Below are 19,701 nucleotides of genomic sequence, written 5' to 3'. Positions count from 1 at the left end.
ACTGTTGTTTTAACTGGACCACCGCTATCGCAGGCAAGCCAGCTCCCACAGTTGATCTTCGGCGTCTGTGCTACCAACCCTGGCCCTGGCGCTTGAGTTCCAAACGCCGCACAAACTCCTCCAGCACCAACCCATACAGATCGTCCTGCAAATACGCATCCTCGATCCCCGCATCCATATTCGGGTTGTCGTTCACCTCGATCACCACCACCTTGTCGCCGGACTGCTTGAGGTCGACGCCATAGAGGCCGTCGCCGATCAGGTTGGCGGTCTTCACCGCCAGCTCCACCACCGCCTTCGGCGCTTCATGGACCGCCAGGGTGCGGCACTCGCCGTTGATGGCCTGGCCGATGGCCTTGTGGTTGTAGATCTGCCAATGGCCCTTGGACATGAAGTACTGGCAGGCAAAGATCGGCTTGCGGTTGAGCACGCCGATGCGCCAGTCGTACTCGGTGTAGAAAAACTCCTGGGCCAGCAGCAGCACCGAATGCTCGAACAACTCGGCGGTGGCCTTGAGCAAGGCCTCCTGGCTTTCCACCTTGATCACGCCCTTGGAAAAGCAGCCGTCGGGGATCTTCAGCACCAACGGAAAACCCAGGCGCTCGCCAACCCGTTCAAAATCCTCCGGTCGTTCCTTGTAGAGGATACTCGGTGGCGGGCATGCCCAGCTGATGACTGTTGAGCAGGTCGGCGAGGTAGACCTTGTTGGTACAGCGCAGGATCGACGCCGGGTCGTCCATCACCACCAGGCCTTCGCTTTCGGCTTTTCTTGGCGAAGCGGTAGGTGTGGTTGTCTACGCTGGTGGTCTCGCGGATCAGCAAGGCGTCGTATTCGGCCAGGCGCGCGTAGTCCTTGCGCTCGATCAACTGCACGTCAATGCCGAGGCCCTTGCCCACGCGGATGAAATGCTCCAGGGCCTTGGGGTTGGACGGTGGCAATTGCTCCAGGGGATCGTGGAGGATCGCCAGGTCATAACGGGCCACCCGGCGTGAGCGCGGCTGGCGCCAGATCTTGCGGCTGAAGTTGTCGAGGGCGTGGGCGAATTGATCTTCCTGATCATCGCGCAACTTATGCAATGCGCCGCACTTGACGCCTTCGATATGCCAGCCGTTATGCTTCTTGAATTCAACTAATAGAATCGGACAGGCAAAGGTTTCAAACAACTCGCGGGCCAGATCCTGTAATGGCTCAATCGTGGTCCGACCAAAATAAAGGGTCAGGGTAAAGCCCTCGGTATTGCTGTAAAGATGATGACTGAGGGCTTTATCCAGGGTCTTGTCCAAGTTATCCAGGGCCAGCCCGTATAACGACTTCTTCGTCAGTTCGCTGATGGTGCGCACCGACGGAATCACCTTGTGCCCGCGCGCCTCGGCCAGCAGCGAACAGTAGTAGCCGTGGCCCAGGTACTTGTAGCTGCGGCACAGGTTGATCACCTGAACGCGCTTGCCCACGTCGCTGTCGCGGGTTTGTTCGAGGTATTCCTGGGCGGTGACGATGTCTTCGCTGGGGAAATAGGAGGCCCAATCTTCCCGGCGCTCGACGATGATCACTACTTGACTGGACGGTTTGGAACTCGCGGAAAAATAACCGTTGGACGTTATTGTCGCCACGACACTTTGCTCGGATACTTCACGCCAATGACTTTGTACCGCTGACATAGTATTTGATCCGCTTAAGAGAACTCGACCTTTTCTATTAAGCACGATCTTTTAGAGAAGTCCCGTTTCGTTACGCAACTTTTACGGCGGTTATATGGCTCTTTCCTTTCGCGTTGCATGCACCACGGATATACCCGCGTTAATTGCGCTGGAGCAGCAATGTTTTATCAGTGATCGGCTCTCGCCGCGCAGTGTGCGCTGGATGGTCAGCCGCGCCCACGGCCAGTTGCTGGTGGTGGCGCGTGACGGGCAACTGCTCGGTTATGCCTTGCTGCTGTTGCGCCGCCGGAGTACGCGGGCGCGGTTGTACTCCATCGCCATCGCCGAACAGGCGCGCGGCATGGGCCTGGGCCAGCAACTGCTGGCCCGTATCGAGGCCTGCGCCGTGGCGCACCGTTGCACCCACCTGCGCCTGGAAGTGCGCACTGACAACCCCGGCGCCCTGGGCTTGTACGAGCGCAACGGCTACCGGCGCTTTGCCCAGGTCGACGACTACTACGCCGACCACACCAGCGCCCTGCGCCTGGAAAAGCCCTTGCCTACGCCACCTGCTTGATCCCGGCCTTGGCTTCCAGCTCGCGTACCAGTGGCAACACGCGCTTGCCGAAATACTCGACTTCTTCCTGGAAGTGCAGGAAACCCGCCAGCACCAGGTCCACACCCACCGCCTTCAGCGCAACAATGCGCTCGGCAATTTGCTGCGGAGTGCCGATGAGGTTGGTCTTGAAGCCGTCGTTGTACTGCACCAGGTCTTCAAAGCTGGATTTGGCCCAGTTGCCCTCGCCTTCCGGTGACGCCTTGCCTGCCTGTTTCGCGGCGTCGCCAAAGGCGTTGACCGCTTCGGGATCGGCCTTGTCGATGATCTCGGCGAGCACGGCGCGGGCCTCTTCTTCGGTGTCGCGGGCGATCACAAAGGCGTTGACCCCGACTTTCACCGAATGGTTGTTGGCCGCCGCCTTGGCGCGGATGTCGTCAACCTGCGCCTTGATCCCTTCGGGAGTGTTGCCGTTGGTGAAATACCAGTCCGACACGCGCGCGGCCATGTCCCGCGCCGCCCGTGAACTGCCGCCCTGGAACACTTCCGGTTGGCCCAGGGGCTTGGGTTTCAAGGTGTAGTTGTTGAAGCGGTAGAAGTCGCCCTTGAAGGTGAAATCGTCCTGGGTCCAGATGCCTTTGAGGGCGCGGATAAACTCCTCGGAACGGCGGTAACGTTCGTCATGCTCCAGCCAGGGTTCGCCAATGGCCTGGAACTCGCCCTTGAACCAGCCGCTGACGATATTCACCGCGATACGGCCGTTGGTGAGCTGGTCGATCGTCGCCAGTTGCTTGGCCGCCAGCGCCGGCTGCCAAGGGCCAGGCAGGATCGCAGCGATCACCTTGAGGGTGGTGGTCGCCGCCAGCAAGGCATGGCTGAACGCCACGGACTCGTGCTGGTTCTCGGCGCCGTAGCCGGCGGTGAAACGGATCTGGGTCAGGCCGTATTCAAAACCGGCGGCTTCTGCCAGTTGCGCCAGCTTGCGGTTGTAATCGATGCCCCAGTGGGTGCGTTGCTCGATCTTGCTGACCACCAACCCACCGCTGACGTTGGGCACCCAGTAGGCAAATTTCACAGGCTGCTGACTCATCGGACACTACCTCGTACACATGGGATGTACCGAGAGCTTGAGCAGCAAGCGTGCCAGCCCTGGCAAACGCCCGCAGCAGGCGGGTTGCGCAGAAATCGTGGCGTCGCAGCGATGTCGCAGATCGCGACGGTTTGTCGAACCACTGTTGCCAGGGCAACAGTTGCGGCGGGCTGCGCCCCGTAAACACGGGCTCGTGCACCCGGCACGGACTGTGCAATCACCCCTGCATTGTCCACAGGAGCCGTCCCCATGACTGAACACCACGTCATCAACCCGCTGTCCATCGGCGTCGATTACCCCACGCTGGCCGCGCGCTTCCGGCCGATCTTCGCACGCATCGCCGCAGGCGCCGTGCAGCGCGAACAGACCCGCACCCTGCCCCATGAGCCGATCCAGTGGCTCAAGGCCGCCGGCTTTGGCGCCGTGCGCGTGCCGGTGGAGTACGGCGGCGGCGGCGCGTCCCTGCCACAGTTGTTTGAGCTGTTGATCGAACTGGCCGCTGCCGACTCCAACATCCCCCAGGCATTGCGCGGGCACTTTGCATTTGCCGAAGACCGCCTCAACGCACCGCCCGGCGCCGGGCGTGACCTGTGGTTCAAGCGCTTTGTCGACGGCGATATCGTCGGCTGTGCCTGGACCGAAATCGGTAATGTCGCCATTGGCGATGTCGTCACCCAAGTCAGCCCCGACGGCGACAACTGGACACTCAACGGTGAAAAGTTCTACAGCACCGGCAGCATTTTCGCTGACTGGATCGACGTGTACGCCCAGCGCAGCGACACCCAGGGCGATGTGATCGCCGCCACCCGCGCCCGCCAGCCCGGCGTAGAGCACAGCGACGACTGGGACGGCTTCGGCCAGCGCACCACCGGCAGCGGCACCTCGCGCTTTACCAACGCCGTGGTGGAAGCGGACAACGTGATCGACTTTGCCACGCGCTTCAAATACCAGACGGCGTTCTACCAACTGGTGTTACTGGCCAGCCTGGCCGGGATCGGCCGCGCCGCGCTGAACGACGTGGCCGAGCAGGTGCGCAGCCGCAAGCGCATCTACAGCCATGGCAATGCGCCCCACGTCAGCGCGGATGCGCAGGTACAACAGGTGGTGGGTGACGTCGCGGCGCTGGTCTATGCTGCCGAAGCCAGTGCGTTGAAAGCCACGCTGCCGGCACAGCAAGCCTACGTGGCGCGGTTTGGTGGGGATGATGCCGCCGAGCGCGCCGCCAATGTGGCGGCCGAGATTGAATCGGCGACGGCGCAGGTGGTGGTGTCGGAGTTGATCCAGCGAGCCACCAGCCAGTTGTTCAATGCACTGGGGGCGTCGGATGTGCGCCAAGGTAAATCCCTGGACCGGCATTGGCGCAATGCGCGTACGGTGTCGTCGCATAATCCGGTGATCTACAAGGCGCGGATTGTCGGGGATTGGGTGATCAATGGGACCGAGCCGCCGTTTGTGTGGCAGATCGGTAATGGCCCGGCAAAAACCTAAGACCAGTCACGGTAAAAAAATGTGGGAGCTGGCTTGCCTGCGATAGCGGTGGGTCAGTCAAAAGTATGTTTGCTGAACCACCGCTATCGCGGGCAAGCCCGCTCCCACAGTTGAATCGCGTTAAAACGCCAATTTATAACCAATGGCCATCAACATCACCGCCAGGCACGGCCGCAGCACGCCGTCCGGCAGCTTGCCGGTCATATGGCTGCCGATGTAGATCCCGGGCAGCGAGCCCATCAGCAGAAAGCCCAGCAAGTGCCAATCCATATTGCCCATGCTTGCATGACCCAGGCCTGCCACCAGGGTCAGCGGCACGGCGTGGGCGATCTCGGTGCCGACCAGGCGGCGCGTGGCGAGGAACGGATAGAGGATAAACAACGCCACGGTGCCCAGGGCGCCGGCGCCGATGGAGGTCAGCGCGACCATGGTGCCCAGGATGGCGCCGGTGACCACCGTCAGCACGTTCAAGTTGCGCGGGCTCATGTGGTAGTCGTCACCGGCATGGCGCTGGGCGAAGGCCAGGAGCTGTTTCTTGAACAGGATCGCCAGGGCGGTCAGCAACAGCACCACGCCGAGGGCTTGCTTGATCACCGCGTTCATCGCGCTGGGGTCGGTGTGCAGGCTGGCGAGGAACCACAGGGTCAACAGCACGGCGGGCACGCTGCCGAGGGTCAGCCAACCGGTGATGGTCCAATCGATGTTCTTGTTCTTGCTGTGCACCAGCACGCCACCGGACTTGGTGATCGCCGCGTACAACAGGTCAGTGCCCACGGCGGTGGCCGGGTTGATACCGAACCACAACAGGATCGGCGTCATCAGCGACCCCCCGCCCACACCGGTCATGCCCACGATAAAACCAACAATCAGGCCAGCAACGACGAAACCAACATTACCCACATCCATTACAACTACCTGCGGCCTTATAAATTTCTGGCGGCAGGATAGCGATTTTTCTTATAACGACTTATATCAATATGATCTGACTTTAGATCGTTTTGTTTTTTCTTCGATTTATTTATCGATGCCTGCATCCATTTGCCGTGCCCATGGGTAGTACCTGCAGCAACCCTGCTGTTCTACCCAATGGAGAAACACCCATGAACGCCAAAGCATTGCTCTGCCTGACTGCCCTGCTCGCCGCCCCGGCCGCTTTCGCCCAGAGCGGTTTGCCCGACAGTATCAAAGTGCCGGATGGCCATAAGGTCGCCATGGAAACCACTGGCGTCGGCGAAATCACCTACGAGTGCCGGGACAAAGCCAACGCCGCCGGCCAGACCGAATGGACCTTCGTCGGCCCTAAAGCGGTGCTCAATGATCGCAGCGGCAAGCAAGTGGGCACCTACTTTGGCCCACCGGCGACCTGGCAGGCCAAGGACGGTTCGAAGATCACCGGCACCCAGCTGGCCGTGGCCCCATCGAGCCCGGGCAACCTGCCGTATCAACTGGTCAAGGCCAACCCGGCTGAAGGCAAGGGCGCGATGAGCGGCGTGAGCTACATCCAGCGCGTAGCCCTCAAGGGTGGCGTGGCGCCGAGCAGCGAGTGCACCACGGCCAACAAAGGCAAGCAGGAAGTGGTGAAGTACCAGGCCGACTACATTTTCTGGGCGGCCAACTGAGCAAACTCGGCTACGCTGCCCCCGGTGCAGATGAATTCGTTGTTCTGCCATTGGGGGTAGCCATACGTGTTTGATTACGAAACCTGTCTGCTGGCCTGTGCCCGTGGCGACCAGCGCGCGTTGCGCCAACTCTACGAACAGGACAGCAGCCACTTGCTCGGCGTGGCCTTGCGCATCACCCGGGACAAGGCCCTGGCCGAAGATGTCGTGCATGACGCTTTTATCAAGATCTGGCGCGGTGCCGGCAGTTTCGACCCGGCGCGCGGCGCCGCCCGTGGCTGGGTGTTCAGCGTGACCCGCCACCTGGCCCTCAATGCGATGCGCAACAGCTACCGCGAAGTGCCGCTGGGCGACGAACATGAGCCCATCGCCAGCCCCGAATTCGCCACACACTCCGGGCAGATCCACACCTGCCTGGAACAACTCGACCCGGCCCGTCGCGCGTGCATTCTGCACGCCTATGTCGACGGTTATTCCCACAGCGAAATCGCCCGGAAACTGGACACCCCGTTGGGAACCGTCAAAGCCTGGATCAAACGTAGCCTCGCCGCGCTGCGGGAGTGCATGGCATGAGCAACCCCCTGGACGAACTGGCCAGTGAATACGTGCTGGGCACCCTGCCCGGCGAACAGCGCGCCGAGGTGGAACAACGCCTCCCGCACGACCCCGAGCTGCGCGCGGCCGTCGACGCCTGGGAGCAGCGCCTGCTGCCCCTGACCGCCTTGGCCGCACCGGTAACGCCCCCACCGCAGCTGTGGCAGCGCATCGAGCGCAACCTCAGTGGCGTGCGCACGCCGTGGTGGGACCTGCTGGCCCTGTGGCGCGGCCTGGCCGGCGCTGGGCTGGTGGCGACGCTGGCCCTGGCCGCGCTGTTGCTGACCCGCCCAACGAGCCTTGAACCGACCTTTGTGGTGGTGCTGGTCGCCCCGCAGAACCAGGCGCCGGGCTGGGTAATCCAGGCCAGCAACAACCAGCAGATTCAGCTGATCCCGCTGGGGGTGATGGAAGTGCCGGCGGACAAGGCCCTGCAATTCTGGACCAAGGGCGATGGCTGGCAGGGCCCGGTGTCGCTGGGGCTGGTCAAGCCGGGGCAGACGCTGTCGGTGCCGCTGGACAAGCTGCCGCCGCTGTCGCCCAACCAGCTGTTCGAACTGACGCTGGAAGACCCGCGCGGCTCGCCGACCGGCAAACCGACGGGGCCGATCCAGGCGATTGGCCGCGCGGTCAAGGTGCTCTGATCAGGCCACGCTGGGCAACCACACGCGAAACCGCGCGCCGCCCAAGGGCGAGGCTTGGGCGACCAAGGTGCCGCCCTGGGCTTCCATGGCGCGCCGGCTGATCGCCAACCCCAGGCCGAATCCACCGGTGGCGCGGTCGCGACTGCGGTCGAGGCGGTAGAACGGTTCGAAGATGCGCTCCCGCTGGTCCAGCGGGATGCCGATGCCATCGTCATCCACCCAGATCTCGCAGCCGTCGGGGCCGACCCTGACGCCCACCTGAATGCGTTTATCGCAGTAACGCGTGGCGTTGCGCAGCAGGTTCTGCAACACGCGGGCAGTGAGACGCGGGTCAAGGTTGAAACGCTCGACGGCGCAGTCGAGGGCCACATCGATGACGATCTCGGGGTTTTCCAGCTCGTCATCGACGCTGCCCAGCACGCTGTCGATAAACTCATCGAGCACCACTTCGACCCGCTCAGGCAGTTGCGCCGGGTTTTGCAGGCGGCTGTAGGACAGCAGTTCCAACACCAGTTCATCCAGCTCGCGGATATGCGCAACAAGGCCTTGCAGGCGTTCGCGGCTGGCCTGGGGCAAGTCGTCGGACAGCGCCAGGGCCAGGCCGAAATCCAGGCGCGTGAGCGGCGTGCGCAGTTCATGGGACACGGCGTTGAGCAGGTCGCGCTGCTGGTTGAGCAGCTGTTCGACATCATCGGCCATGGTGTCGAACACCGCCGCCAGGCTGCCGATGTTGGAGCTGGGGGGGATGCGTGTGCGCTCCGTCAGGTTGCCCCGGCCCAATTGCGCGGCGGTGCTTTTCAGGCGTTCGAGGTCACGCCAATGGGGGCGCAACCACACCAGCAGGCACGCCAGCAACGCGGCGCCGATCAGCACGTTCATCGACCAGTACAGCAGGTTCATGTCCAACGGGTCCGGCGGAATGGTCAGCTTGACCACGAACTGTTCGTTGATCGGCGAGCTGATGTCTTCCATCCAGCCCCACTCGCCCAGGCGGATCACCGGCTTGCCCTCGGCCAGCCGTTGCGCCTCGGCGGGGGTATAGCTGGCGTCCTGGCGCAGCAACAGTTGCACCTTGAGCGGCGCAAAGTCGGCGCTCAGCTGTTCGGTCAACTGCGACCAACGCTCCACCGGCGCGCGCAGGTACTGCTTGACGATGAGCTTCTGCATGCCGCGGGACTGCTCGACGTTGTAGTCCATGTAGCGGTGTTCGAAGAGTTGGATCACCAGCTTGGGAATCAGGAAGATCGCCGCGCTGTAGGTGACGATGGTGATCAGGTACAGCCGCAGGAGTACGCGAAACATCGGTCAGCATTCCCACTCGGAACGGCTGAACAGGTAGCCCTTGCCCCACACGGTCTTGATCTTGCGTGCTTCGCCGGCGTGGTCGTCGAACTTGCGCCGCAGCTTGGAGATGGCCACGTCCACCGAGCGATCGGTGCCGTTGAACTCGATGCCGCGCAGGCGTTGCAGGATCTGGTCGCGGCTGAGCACTTCGCCCGCGTGCCGGGCCAGCACCACCAGCAGGTTGTATTCACCGCTGGACAGCTCCACCACCTGCTCGCGCCAGGTCACGGTGCGTTCCGACAGGTCGATGCACAGGTTGCCCATGAGGATCTGGTCGTTGGCCACCTGCGGTTCGGACAGGCTGCTGCGCCGCAGCAAGGTGCGCACCCGCGCCAGCAACACGCGAGGCTCGCAGGGTTTGGTCACGTAGTCGTCGGCGCCCATTTCCAGGCCGAGCACCTGGTCGTGGCTGTCGTCGCGGGCAGTGAGCATCAGGATCGGCAGGCCCGCCGAATCGGCGCGCAGCAGGCGGCACACTTGCAGGCCGTCGAGGCCGGGCAGCATCAGGTCGAGGATCACCAGGTCCGGCGGGTTGAGGCGCGCGCGTTCACGCACATGGTCGCCACGGCTGAGCACACTGACGTGGTAGCCATTGCGCTCCAGGTAGCTGGCAATCAGCTCGGAGAGTGCGGCGTCGTCTTCCACCAGGAGGATGTTGGGCATGGTGTTTCCAATCAATACGGTTAAAAGTCATACACAAATCCAATGTGGGAGCGGGCTTGCCCGCGATAGCGGTGTATCAGCTGAAATATGCTTGGCTGACCCACCGCTATCGCGGGCAAGCCCGCTCCCACATGGGATCTTTGGTGTTTGCAGGATTGTGCAAGGATATACGCCTGCTGCCGACTGTGGGCGGCACCTTACATTTCTTCACAGACGACCTACACAGCTTCACAGCACCCTGGCCCCACTGGCCTTAGGATGCACCGGTCATTATTGGGATAAGAGCATGTCGAAGAATCTGTTTGCGCCGTTTTGCCTGCTGGCCCTGACCCTTGCCCTGAGCGCGTGTGACCAGTCCGCCGCCGAGGCACCGCAGATGCCCCTGGCCAAAGTGCGTATCGAAACCCTTGAGGCCAAGCCGCTGTCCATCAGCAGCGAGCTGAGCGGGCGGATCGCTGCCCCGCGCATCGCCGAAGTGCGGGCACGGGTGGCGGGCGTGGTGATGCAACGGGTGTTCAAGGAAGGCCATGACGTCAAACAGGGCGACGTGCTGTTTCGCATCGACCCAGCGCCGTTCAAGGCCGACCTCGACAGTGCCCAGGCCAACCTGAGCAAGGCCGAGGCCAACGCGTTCCAGGCGCGCCTGCAAGAGCAGCGCTACAGCCAACTGGTGGCCGACAAGGCCATCAGCGGCCAGGACTACGACAACGCCCGCGCAGCACTGCGCCAGACCAACGCCGAAGTCGCCGCCAACAAGGCCGCCGTGGAGCGCGCCAAATTGAACCTGGGCTACGCCACCGTGACCGCGCCGATTTCCGGGCGTATCGGCCGTGCCCTGGTGACCGAAGGCGCGCTGGTGGGCCAGAACGAGGCGACGCCGCTGGCGATCATCCAGCAACTGGACCCGATCCACGCCGACCTGACCCAGTCCACCCGCGAGCTGAATGACCTGCGCCGCGCCTTTCGCGCCGGCAGCTTGAAGCAGGTCGGCCAGGACCAGGCCAAGGCCACGCTGATCGAGGACGACGGCAGCCTCTACCCGTTGCCGGGCAAGTTGCTGTTCGCCGAGATCAGCGTCGACCCGGGCACCGGGCAGATCATCCTGCGCAGCGAGTTCCCCAACCCGGACCTCGACCTGCTGCCCGGCAGTTTTGTGCGGGTGCGCCTGGAACAGGCCGTCGACAGGCAAGGCATCAGCGTGCCGCAACGCGCCATTACCCGTGACAGCGCGGGTATCCCGATGGTGTTGCTGCTGGACGCCGAGCAGACCGTCAGCCAGCAACCGGTGGAATTGGGCGCGGTGATCGACGACCGCTGGGTGGTCAGCCACGGCCTCAAGCCCGGCGACCGCATCATCGTCGAAGGCCTGCAACACGCCCGCCCCGGGGAAAAAGTCGAGGTGGACAACAGCCCCACCTCCGGCCAGCTCGCAAAGGAATAATCCGACATGCCGCAGTTCTTTATCGACCGCCCGATCTTCGCCTGGGTGGTGGCCCTGTTTATCCTGCTGGCCGGCCTGCTGGCCATCCCGCAGTTGCCGGTGGCGCAGTACCCCAACGTCGCACCGCCGAAAGTCGAAATCTATGCGGTGTACCCTGGCGCGTCGGCGCAGACCCTGGATGAAAGCGTGGTCAGCCTGATCGAGCAGGAGCTCAACGGTGCCGACCACCTGCTGTATTTCGAATCCCAGAGCAGCCTCGGTTCGGCCACCATCACCGCCACCTTCCAGCCGGGCACCGACCCGGAGATGGCCCAGGTGGACGTGCAGAACCGCCTCAAGGCCGTCGAGCCACGCCTGCCGCAGGCGGTGACCCAGCAAGGTTTGCAGGTGGAGAAGGTCTCCGCCGGCTTCCTGTTGCTGGTCACGCTGACGTCCAACGACGGCAAGCTGGATGACGTTGCGCTCAGCGACTACCTGGCGCGCAACGTGATGAACGAGCTCAAGCGCCTGGACGGTGTGGGCAAGGCGCAGCTGTATGGCGCCGAGCGCGCGATGCGCATCTGGATCGACCCGCAGAAGCTGATCGGCTTCAACCTCACGCCCGCCGATGTCAACGCGGCGATCAGTGCGCAGAACGCCCAGGTCTCGGCCGGCAGCATCGGTGATTTGCCGGGCACCAAAACCCAGGAAATCACGGCGGCGATCCTGGTCAAAGGCCAGCTGTCGACGCCGGCGGAATTCGCCGACATCGTGCTCAAGGCCAACCCGGACGGCTCCACCGTGCGCGTCGGCGATGTGGCGCGGGTGGAAATCGGCAGCCAGGAATACCAGTTCTCCACGCGCCTGAATGGCAAGCCGTCCACCGCCGTCAGCGTGCAATTGGCGCCCGGCGCCAACGCGCTGAACACCGCGACCCTGGTGCGGGCGAAGATGGACGAGCTGTCGCGCTACTTCCCGGCGAACGTGGAGTACAAGATTCCGTACGACACGTCGCCCTTCGTCAAGGTCTCGATCACCAAGGTGGTCTACACCTTGCTGGAGGCCATGGCGCTGGTGTTTGCGGTGATGTTCCTGTTCCTGCAGAACGTGCGCTACACGCTGATCCCGACGCTGGTGGTGCCGATTGCGCTGATGGGCACCTTTGCCACCATGCTGTTGCTGGGCTTCTCGATCAACGTGCTGACCATGTTTGGCATGGTGCTGGCCATCGGCATCCTGGTGGACGACGCGATTGTGGTGGTGGAGAACGTCGAGCGCATCATGGTCACCGAGGGCCTGTCGCCCAAGGAAGCCACGCGCAAGGCCATGGGCCAGATCACTGGCGCCATCGTCGGCATCACCCTGGTGCTGGTGGCGGTGTTCCTGCCGATGGCGTTCATGGCCGGCTCGGTGGGGGTGATCTACCAGCAGTTCTCGCTGTCGATGGCCACCTCGATCCTGTTCTCGGCGTTTCTCGCCCTGACCTTGACTCCAGCGCTGTGCGCCACCTTGCTCAAGCCGATTGCCAAGGGCGAACACCACGCCAAGGGCGGTTTCTTCGGCTGGTTCAACCGGCGTTTCGAGCAGCTCACCGACCGTTATGAAGGCTGGGTGGCCTACGCCCTCAAGCGCAGCGGCCGTTACCTGCTGATTTACCTGGTGCTGCTGGTGGGCCTGGGCTGGATGTTCACGCGCCTGCCCTCCTCGTTCCTGCCGGTGGAAGACCAGGGTTACACCATCACCGACATCCAGCTGCCGCCCGGCGCCAGCAAGAACCGCACGGTGCAGGTGGCCGAGCAGATCGAAGCGCACAACGCCGGCGAGCCGGGGGTGGGCGACACCACCATGATCATGGGCTTCAGCTTCTCCGGTTCGGGGCAGAACGCCGCGTTGGCGTTTACCACGCTCAAGGATTGGTCGGCGCGTGGCAGCGCGGATTCGGCGATGGCGATTGCCGACCGCGCCAACGCCGCGTTCAGCGAGCTCAAGGATGCGATTGCCTACGCCATCCTGCCGCCGCCGGTCGACGGCCTGGGCACCTCCAGCGGCTTTGAGTTCCGCTTGCAGGACCGTGGCGGCGTCGGCCATGCCGCACTGATGGCGGCGCGTACCGAGTTGCTCGCGGCGGCGGAAAAGAGCCCGATCCTCGCCAACGTGCGCGAAAGCGCCCTGGCCGAAGCGCCGCAGGTGCAGTTGGAGGTGGACCGCAAACAGGCCAACGCACTGGGGGTGTCCTTCGCGGATGTGGGCAACGTGCTGTCCTCGGCGATTGGTTCGGCCTATATCAACGACTTCCCCAACCAGGGCCGCATGCAGCGGGTGGTGGTGCAGGCCGAAGGCGACCAGCGCAGCCAGGTGGCCGATCTGATGAAGATCCATGTGCGCAACAACGCCGGGAAGATGGTGCCGCTGTCGGCGTTTGTCGAAGCCAAGTGGACCCAGGGCCCGGCGCAGTTGACGCGCTACAACGGCTACCCGGCCATCGCCATCAGCGGCGAAGCGGCACCGGGCCACAGCACCGGCGAGGCGATGGATGAAATCCAGCGCCTGGTCAACCAGTTGCCAGCGGGTTTGGGCCAGGAATGGACCGGGCTGTCGTTGCAGGAACGTTTGTCCGGTGCCCAGGCGCCGCTGCTGTTGGGCCTGTCGTTGCTGATCGTGTTCCTCTGCCTGGCCGCGTTGTATGAAAGCTGGTCGATCCCGACCTCGGTGTTGCTGGTGGTGCCGCTGGGCGTGCTCGGCGCGGTGTTGGCGGTGAGCTTGCGCGGCATGCCCAACGATGTGTTCTTCAAGGTGGGCTTGATCACCATCATTGGCCTGTCGGCGAAGAACGCGATCCTGATCATCGAGTTTGCCAAGGACCTGTATGACCAGGGTGAAGACCTGATCAGCGCCACATTGAAAGCGGCACGCCTGCGCTTGCGGCCGATCATCATGACCTCGCTGGCGTTCATCCTTGGCGTGGTGCCGTTGGCGATTGCCACCGGGGCCAGCTCGGCGAGCCAGCAGGCGATTGGTACGGGGGTGATTGGCGGGATGATCACCGCGACGCTGGCGGTGGTGTTTGTGCCGGTGTTTTTCGTGGTGGTCATGAAACTGGTCAGGAAGAACACCCGATAACCTGTGGGAGCTGGCTTGTGTGGGAGCTGGCTTGCCTGCGATGCAGGCGACTCGGTACATCTGGGATAGCGAGTCGATGCTATCGCAGGCAAGCCAGCTCCCACAGGGATCGGGTACAGTCTGCTCACACACGGTTATTTGTGAGCCCTCATGCCCTTTCTCGTCCGCACGCATCCACGCCTTTCCACCGCCGCCGTGCTGGGCCTTGCTGTCGGCATCCTGGCACCCGCCGACGGTCTCATCAGCAAAATCCTCATCGGCTGGAACGCCGGCGTCTGGACCTACCTGGTACTGATGCTGTGGCTGACCATCCGCGCCAAGGCCCCCGACGTCAAACGCATCGCCGAAATCGAAGATGAAAACGCCGGGCTGGTGCTGTTCATGGTGTGCATCGCGGCCATCGCCAGCCTGGCGACGATCACCTTCGAACTGGTCGGCAGCAAGGACCTGCCCACCACCGCGCGCCTGCTGCACTACGGTTTTACCGGGTTGACGGTGATCGGTTCGTGGTTGCTGATCGGAGTGATTTTCAGCGTGCACTACGCGCGCCTTTATTACACCTGGGGCGGCAAGGAACCGGCGCTGCGTTTTGCCGAGGGCCTGACGACGCCCAATTACTGGGACTTCCTGTACTTCTCGTTCACCATCGGCGTGGCGGTGCAGACTTCGGATGTGGGTGTGGCCACGCGGGGCATGCGCAAGGTGGTGTTGGGGCAGTCGTTGATCGGGTTTCTGTTCAATACAGCGATTCTGGGGTTCTCGATCAATATCGCCGCCGGGTTGTTCGGCTGAAACAAAAAAAGGGCAAGCCGAAGCTTCCCCTTTCAAATGACCGCGCTTCTTAGAAATCGTAGCGCACGCCGAAGTTGACACCCCACGGCTGGTCGATCTGCTTGCCTTTGCTGGTTTCGATGTCTGCATGCAGCTTGACGTTCTTCGATACCGACATGGCGACACCGGCGGCCAATTCGACACGCGAACCAAACACGTCGTTGTTGAAGGTCTGATCGTTGATCTTGACCTGGTTGCTGTGGTTGAACTCATGGGCAACCGCAGTGCGCAGGTACGGCTGCAACACGCCGCCGCTGTCCAGCTGGATGTCCTTGCCCACCGTCACGCCCACTTTGCCGACAACCGACGCCGAACGGTCACCCTTGGCGTGCAGACCGTTGTCCAGGTCGTAGCTCTGGGCCTGGATGATGGTCGCCGACAGCTGCGAGTACGGTTCGACAAAGAAGCCGTCATCCAGCTTGATATGACGACCCACTTCAACCGAGGCACCGACAGCGTTCTGCGCATAGTTGCCTTTGGCTTTCTTGCCATCGCTCATGGTCACGTCGACGTTGTTGTGCAAGCGGTTGAGCTTGGCGACACCATCGAAGTACAGACCGCTTTCATCATCCAACCAGGTGGCGTAGGCACCCAGGTAGTAGCTCTTGACGTCGGCTTTGCTGCCACGGTTCAGGTCCAGGTCCGAGGTGCTGTGACCGGCCATCACACCCGCCATCCACTGCCCGTCACCGCCGGACAACGGCGCATCGGCACCGATGGTGAAGCCCTTCTGGGTTTGTGCATAACCGGCGCCGTTCTTGTTGGCGGCCACTTCATACTTGTTGCCGTAGCTGCGCATCCACAGGCCGTTGTCCTTGTGTTCGCTGAAGCGCAGTTCACCCATGCGAGTACGCAGGATGGACGACTCACCGTACAACACGGTCGGCGCGCTGTTGAACAACGCCAGTACCGAACGGGCGCTGGTGCTGGCACCACGGCGCGTCGGGTCGAGCAGCCAGTCGGTGCCGTCCTTCTGCAAGCCGTAGGCAAAGGCGCCGATGTCCACGGTGTCGCCCAGCAGGGAGAAGTGCGCGTCGCCGCCTTCGGTGTGAACCACCTTGATCGGTTCGCCACGGGCCAGCTCCGAGCCGGTGGCAGCCAACAGCAGGCTGTGATTGCCCTCGGCCTTGCCTTCCACGTTGAGGAAGTCGGTCTGGTGCGTGGAGAAGTCGGTGTGCATGACGAAGGTGCCTTCGCCTTCCAGGCTCTTCACGTCCAGTTGGTAGAACTCGTCTGCACCACCAAAATGCACGGCACCACCGCCCATCTTCAAGGCTTCGACATTGCTGTCGCCCACCAATACCCAGTTGGATGCCTCGTTAACGCTCAACTCGGCGACGTTTTTCAACTGGCCAGTCAGCCAGGAGCCGTTGTTGAGTTGTACTTTGGCGGTGCTGCCCTCTTCGGCGACAATGTCGCCCTCCAGGAAACTCCGGTCGACGTTCATGTTGGCCGAGGAGCCGCCGGTGACTTCAAGGATATTGCCGTTACCGCCCTTGAGGGTCGAACCGTTGCGAATCTGAATATCGGCATCAACCAGCTCGCCGGCCTTTGAACTTTCGACCAGGATGGCAGCACCGGTTTTGCCCTCTACATGCGAACCATTGAGTACCAGCGTATTGGGCGCATCGGTGCTGCGGTCCATATCCATCCGCACGCCATTCTGACCGCCTGTGATCAGGCTATTGTTCGCGACGGCCTGGCCAAACAGATACAAGCCAACGCCATTGACAGCAGTGCCTTCAAGTTCGGCTCCGTTGAGTTCCAGCGTGCTGTTGCCACTGACACTGGCGCCACGCGTAGTGCCTTTGATAAGGCTATTGAATACGGAGGCGGTTGCGCCTTCATCAACGCCGACTCCGCGGGAAACAACCAAGCCGATGCCATTACTGTGAGTGAGCGTGCTGTTTTGTATGGAAAGCGTACCGCCACTCATGAAGACCGCTGCGGGCTGCGTGGCGCGCGCGGTAACCTCGGCGCCACTGAGACTTACGTTTGAATCGAATGCAGTGATGTCTTGAGTCTTGCTGCCCGCGGTAACCGTCAACGTCGCAGACTGCGCGCGAATTTGCTTGGTGGTTGCCCCTTCTACCGTCAGGCCGGAGCCAGACCGCAGTTCGAAGCTGTCTGGCGGAGGGCCAGGGCGAACCGTTTCATTTGGGCCGGTTACCACACGGGCTTCAGCAATACCCGCCATAAGGACCAGCAAAGAGACAGCGTTTGCCTTCAAGGCAACACTTAAAGGGCTGAGTTTAAAATTGAAAATTGACGACATTGGACGAACCTCTGGGTTTGGCATTCCTTGAAGGAAGAAATTGGCCGGTACCGAAGAGCGTGGGACCTTGCCAATCAAGCGGCGCCAAGTTACCCAGAGTCGTTCCCTGTTTATGTAGGATTAATCTTAAGTACTTCTGCTAATAGTCAATGGAGAACGTGTGATTGAGGATGTTGATTCGACCTCGCCTGTCACACCACGAAACCAGGGAGCAGCGTGGCTGCTCCTTGGCCGTTTTTCCAAAACAACTCAGGGTGCCGCAGGTACCGGCGTGTTATCGCAGTAGGTGGGAGAAGCACCGGCTTTGATCGCACGCGACAAGTGCAAGGCGTCACTGGATGTCAACGGTCCCGACGGCAATTGAATCGTGTAGTTGATCCGTGCCGCCCCCATCAACCGTGCTCCCTGGTCAGGCTGGATCAACTTCATGATGGTGGAGAAAGGTCCCAGGTTTACCTCAAACCCCAGCGCAATCATGGACGCTGTCAGCGGAAGGGAATTGGTGAAACCGGCGGCTGCCGTTACTTCAGTCGTGCCGGTGTTGTCGCTGTAGCCTTTCCAGTCCACCCGGACCACCATAAACGGCTCGAACAAGCTCGATGGCGGGATATACACCGTGACATTCCCATCCGTGTTCAACGGTCTCACCGTATTGCAGTTGATGATGCCCGGTGGACCGCCAGCCAGCTCAAGGTTGCGCACCTCTGGCTGGGCGAGAGACTGAACATTGGCCTGTACATCCACCAGTGTGAAAACGGACTCCTGCCGATTCGTGCCGGTTAGCGCGCTGATGGTGTAATACACCTGCTTCAGAGGCGGCGCATTACCATGCTTGGCAATCAGCGCCCATGGAATCTGCAGCGGTGGCACGACAGGCTGGCCGGCCATTCCCCCCGTAATGGTACGCGTGGCTGCCAGGTCCCCCTCGTAGAAAAGTCGGAAGACAAAATCTTCAGCGTCAGGGGTCGGCGTTGCGTCCCATAGCGTGATATGGGCATTCGCTGGCCGGTTGGCGTGGATTGGCAATAACTCATTGTCATCACCCTCGACCCCGCTCGCATCCACCCCTTTGATCACGACGGCGTACAGATCGGTGTTCACCAGGTCAGGTGGGTCCGTTGGGTCGGGGCCGACCACTTTCAGATTCAAATTGATCAGCGTCGGCGGCGCAGGCGGATACGTAACGGATCGACGTTTGATGACGTACGTAACCGTCAACGGCAGGTCCCCCGTCGAGGCACCATAGAGGGTGACCAATGTATGGAAGGGAACCGGAATAGGGACTGGAAAGCTGGTGCTTCCTAGTGGGGTGCCCTTGATGGTTTCAGTACCGACACTCGTCGAAAGCGTGAGATCAAAGTAATCCCCGTCATCGCCCCGCTGAAAATCATCATAGGCCGGGATCCGCACAATCATCCCGAAGTCAATGGACGCGTCGACCCGGTCAAACAGGCCGTCACCCGGAAACGCCCTGTTGATCAATGGCGCTCTGAGGTTTCGTGGGCCCGGCATCAATGCCACGTCGAACGAGAGCGTTGAGGAGAGCCGACTCACGTTACGTGCTGCATCCAGCAGTTCATACCGGAGAGTATTGAAGCCGTCCGGCCCCGCCTCTACGACACTTTTGGGCAATGGGAACCTCAAATCTGTAACCGGCCAATCCACATCGGTAGAGGGTGGATTAGGTGCATAAGGAGTATCAGAACCATTGTAATACAGCCTCAGGGTGTCCCCTGGTGCGCGCCCATGGGCAACGTAGTCAGGAATCGAGAAAAACAGTCGATCATTGGGCGGGGCCGGGAAGTCAGCCAAGTCAATCGGCAGTGTCACACCGGCCGGTCGAATGGCCGCGGGAGGGTTACTCGGAGAAGATGCATAAGGCGCTTCGGTATCGACAATCAGCCGCGTCGGATCCGACTCACTCAAGTTCGGAATACGGACGATAAACACCTCGTACTTTATGTCCCAGAAGCCCGGGGGCCGCCTGCCTCGGACGATATTCGTGGTGGCAAAGTCTTGGGGAAGCGTCGCATCAAAACTAAATTGGAACGTGATGAACGGGTCACCGTATTCAGCATCATCCGCAGGTTTTATATACACACGTACAGTATCAGGGTTGCTAGGATCGGTGCTGAAGTCTTCCCAGCGCGGCAAACGCAGCTCCATATTTTCGGCCAAGGCCTGCTCCCGGTAAATCAAACCCGGAAAACCTGGAACAAAATCAAACTCCGGCGCCTCCAGTTCCGCCAACACCGCCGGCGGCGGATTTTTTGCCGCATTGAGTTTGGCAAAATAGTCTCGCGTTTTTTTGTTCATCATTAATCTCCATTGAGTGACCTATCTGGAATGACGAACAACAGCAATAATACTATTCGATTAGCCCAGATCATTTTTTACAACTGTTTACCCGACTAAAAAC

14 protein-coding genes and 2 pseudogenes are annotated in these 19,701 nt (G+C 61.6%); 9 read left to right on the top strand and 7 right to left on the bottom strand.

Features of this window, described 5'->3' with window-relative positions; all coding sequences use genetic code 11:
* Nucleotides 1-70: 70 nt before the first annotated feature.
* A pseudogene (locus PSH87_RS12445) lies at nt 71-1,659 on the bottom strand (RimK family protein).
* A 94-nt stretch (nt 1,660-1,753) separates the two neighbouring features.
* On the opposite strand from PSH87_RS12445, the pseudogene PSH87_RS12440 reads away from it, so the two are divergent.
* Nucleotides 1,754-2,191 (top strand): annotated as a pseudogene (locus PSH87_RS12440) (GNAT family N-acetyltransferase); the annotation flags it as partial.
* 7 nt (nt 2,192-2,198) lie between these two features.
* Here PSH87_RS12440 and sfnG read toward each other — a convergent pair.
* Nucleotides 2,199-3,284, bottom strand: coding sequence for a dimethylsulfone monooxygenase SfnG (gene sfnG, locus PSH87_RS12435; RefSeq protein ID WP_305433859.1), 1,086 nt, complete (start codon nt 3,282-3,284; stop codon nt 2,199-2,201).
* Nucleotides 3,285-3,533: 249 nt separating this feature from the next.
* Here sfnG and PSH87_RS12430 point away from each other — a divergent pair, with 249 nt between their 5' ends.
* Complete coding sequence (locus tag PSH87_RS12430; protein WP_305433858.1) at nt 3,534-4,772, top strand: acyl-CoA dehydrogenase family protein; 1,239 nt, start codon at nt 3,534-3,536, stop codon at nt 4,770-4,772.
* A 120-nt stretch (nt 4,773-4,892) separates the two neighbouring features.
* Here PSH87_RS12430 and PSH87_RS12425 read toward each other — a convergent pair whose 3' ends face one another.
* Complete coding sequence (locus PSH87_RS12425) at nt 4,893-5,678, bottom strand: sulfite exporter TauE/SafE family protein (protein ID WP_017738653.1); 786 nt, start codon at nt 5,676-5,678, stop codon at nt 4,893-4,895.
* A 194-nt stretch (nt 5,679-5,872) separates the two neighbouring features.
* Here PSH87_RS12425 and PSH87_RS12420 point away from each other — a divergent pair, with 194 nt between their 5' ends.
* From PSH87_RS12420 to PSH87_RS12410, 3 genes are all read left to right on the top strand, one after another.
* Nucleotides 5,873-6,391, top strand: a complete 519-nt coding sequence (locus PSH87_RS12420) for a DUF3455 domain-containing protein (RefSeq protein ID WP_305433857.1) — start codon at nt 5,873-5,875, stop codon at nt 6,389-6,391.
* 66 nt (nt 6,392-6,457) lie between these two features.
* Complete coding sequence (locus PSH87_RS12415; protein ID WP_305433856.1) at nt 6,458-6,964, top strand: sigma-70 family RNA polymerase sigma factor; 507 nt, start codon at nt 6,458-6,460, stop codon at nt 6,962-6,964.
* Nucleotides 6,961-7,629 carry an anti-sigma factor domain-containing protein gene (locus PSH87_RS12410; protein ID WP_305433855.1) on the top strand — a complete coding sequence of 223 codons (669 nt, stop codon included), beginning with the start codon at nt 6,961-6,963 and terminating at the stop codon, nt 7,627-7,629. The genes PSH87_RS12415 and PSH87_RS12410 overlap by 4 nt, the downstream gene beginning before the upstream one ends.
* On the opposite strand, the gene PSH87_RS12405 is transcribed toward PSH87_RS12410, so the two are convergent.
* Nucleotides 7,630-8,931 (bottom strand): ATP-binding protein, encoded by a 1,302-nt coding sequence (locus PSH87_RS12405; protein ID WP_305433853.1) that lies wholly within the window; start codon nt 8,929-8,931, stop codon nt 7,630-7,632.
* Between the two features lie 3 nt (nt 8,932-8,934).
* Nucleotides 8,935-9,636, bottom strand: coding sequence for a response regulator transcription factor (locus tag PSH87_RS12400; RefSeq protein WP_017738648.1), 702 nt, complete (start codon nt 9,634-9,636; stop codon nt 8,935-8,937).
* 286 nt (nt 9,637-9,922) lie between these two features.
* On the opposite strand from PSH87_RS12400, the gene PSH87_RS12395 reads away from it, so the two are divergent.
* The 3 genes from PSH87_RS12395 (at nt 9,923) to PSH87_RS12385 (ending at nt 14,968) form a co-directional block, all read left to right on the top strand.
* The gene (locus PSH87_RS12395; RefSeq protein ID WP_017738647.1) at nt 9,923-11,077 is read left to right on the top strand and encodes an efflux RND transporter periplasmic adaptor subunit; all 1,155 of its coding nucleotides are present in this window, start codon (nt 9,923-9,925) and stop codon (nt 11,075-11,077) included.
* A 6-nt stretch (nt 11,078-11,083) separates the two neighbouring features.
* Nucleotides 11,084-14,176, top strand: a complete 3,093-nt coding sequence (locus tag PSH87_RS12390) for an efflux RND transporter permease subunit (protein WP_305433851.1) — start codon at nt 11,084-11,086, stop codon at nt 14,174-14,176.
* A 150-nt stretch (nt 14,177-14,326) separates the two neighbouring features.
* Nucleotides 14,327-14,968 carry a DUF1345 domain-containing protein gene (locus PSH87_RS12385; protein WP_305433849.1) on the top strand — a complete coding sequence of 214 codons (642 nt, stop codon included), beginning with the start codon at nt 14,327-14,329 and terminating at the stop codon, nt 14,966-14,968.
* 49 nt (nt 14,969-15,017) lie between these two features.
* Here the strand turns inward: PSH87_RS12385 and PSH87_RS12380 are convergent, their stop codons facing one another.
* On the bottom strand, nt 15,018-16,652 hold the full coding sequence (locus PSH87_RS12380; protein ID WP_305433847.1) for an autotransporter outer membrane beta-barrel domain-containing protein: 1,635 nt from the start codon (nt 16,650-16,652) through the stop codon (nt 15,018-15,020).
* Between PSH87_RS12380 and PSH87_RS12375 the strand changes: the two genes are divergently transcribed.
* Nucleotides 16,602-17,006 carry a hypothetical protein gene (locus tag PSH87_RS12375; RefSeq protein ID WP_305433846.1) on the top strand — a complete coding sequence of 135 codons (405 nt, stop codon included), beginning with the start codon at nt 16,602-16,604 and terminating at the stop codon, nt 17,004-17,006. The genes PSH87_RS12380 and PSH87_RS12375 overlap by 51 nt on opposite strands.
* Nucleotides 17,007-17,531: 525 nt before the next feature.
* Here the strand turns inward: PSH87_RS12375 and PSH87_RS12370 are convergent.
* On the bottom strand, nt 17,532-19,598 hold the full coding sequence (locus PSH87_RS12370; RefSeq protein ID WP_305433844.1) for a hypothetical protein: 2,067 nt from the start codon (nt 19,596-19,598) through the stop codon (nt 17,532-17,534).
* Nucleotides 19,599-19,701 lie beyond the last annotated feature (103 nt).

The sequence above is a fragment of the Pseudomonas sp. FP453 genome, assembly GCF_030687495.1.
Taxonomy (GTDB): Bacteria; Pseudomonadota; Gammaproteobacteria; order Pseudomonadales; family Pseudomonadaceae; genus Aquipseudomonas.
Note: the sequence above shows the minus strand (reverse complement) of the source record. Positions and strands in the feature narration are given on the sequence as shown.

Bases quoted from the DNA above. Each gene is read 5' to 3' on its own strand.
- PSH87_RS12380 (WP_305433847.1), bottom strand. From the start codon at position 16,652: ATGGACCGCAGCACCGATGCGCCCAATACGCTGGTACTCAATGGTTCG.
- PSH87_RS12395 (WP_017738647.1), top strand. From the start codon at position 9,923: ATGTCGAAGAATCTGTTTGCGCCGTTTTGCCTGCTGGCCCTGACCCTT.
- PSH87_RS12400 (WP_017738648.1), bottom strand. From the start codon at position 9,636: ATGCCCAACATCCTCCTGGTGGAAGACGACGCCGCACTCTCCGAGCTG.
- PSH87_RS12385 (WP_305433849.1), top strand. From the start codon at position 14,327: ATGCCCTTTCTCGTCCGCACGCATCCACGCCTTTCCACCGCCGCCGTG.
- PSH87_RS12420 (WP_305433857.1), top strand. From the start codon at position 5,873: ATGAACGCCAAAGCATTGCTCTGCCTGACTGCCCTGCTCGCCGCCCCG.
- PSH87_RS12405 (WP_305433853.1), bottom strand. From the start codon at position 8,931: ATGTTTCGCGTACTCCTGCGGCTGTACCTGATCACCATCGTCACCTAC.
- PSH87_RS12375 (WP_305433846.1), top strand. From the start codon at position 16,602: ATGCGAACCATTGAGTACCAGCGTATTGGGCGCATCGGTGCTGCGGTC.
- PSH87_RS12410 (WP_305433855.1), top strand. From the start codon at position 6,961: ATGAGCAACCCCCTGGACGAACTGGCCAGTGAATACGTGCTGGGCACC.
- sfnG (WP_305433859.1), bottom strand. From the start codon at position 3,284: ATGAGTCAGCAGCCTGTGAAATTTGCCTACTGGGTGCCCAACGTCAGC.
- PSH87_RS12425 (WP_017738653.1), bottom strand. From the start codon at position 5,678: ATGGATGTGGGTAATGTTGGTTTCGTCGTTGCTGGCCTGATTGTTGGT.
- PSH87_RS12390 (WP_305433851.1), top strand. From the start codon at position 11,084: ATGCCGCAGTTCTTTATCGACCGCCCGATCTTCGCCTGGGTGGTGGCC.
- PSH87_RS12430 (WP_305433858.1), top strand. From the start codon at position 3,534: ATGACTGAACACCACGTCATCAACCCGCTGTCCATCGGCGTCGATTAC.
- PSH87_RS12370 (WP_305433844.1), bottom strand. From the start codon at position 19,598: ATGAACAAAAAAACGCGAGACTATTTTGCCAAACTCAATGCGGCAAAA.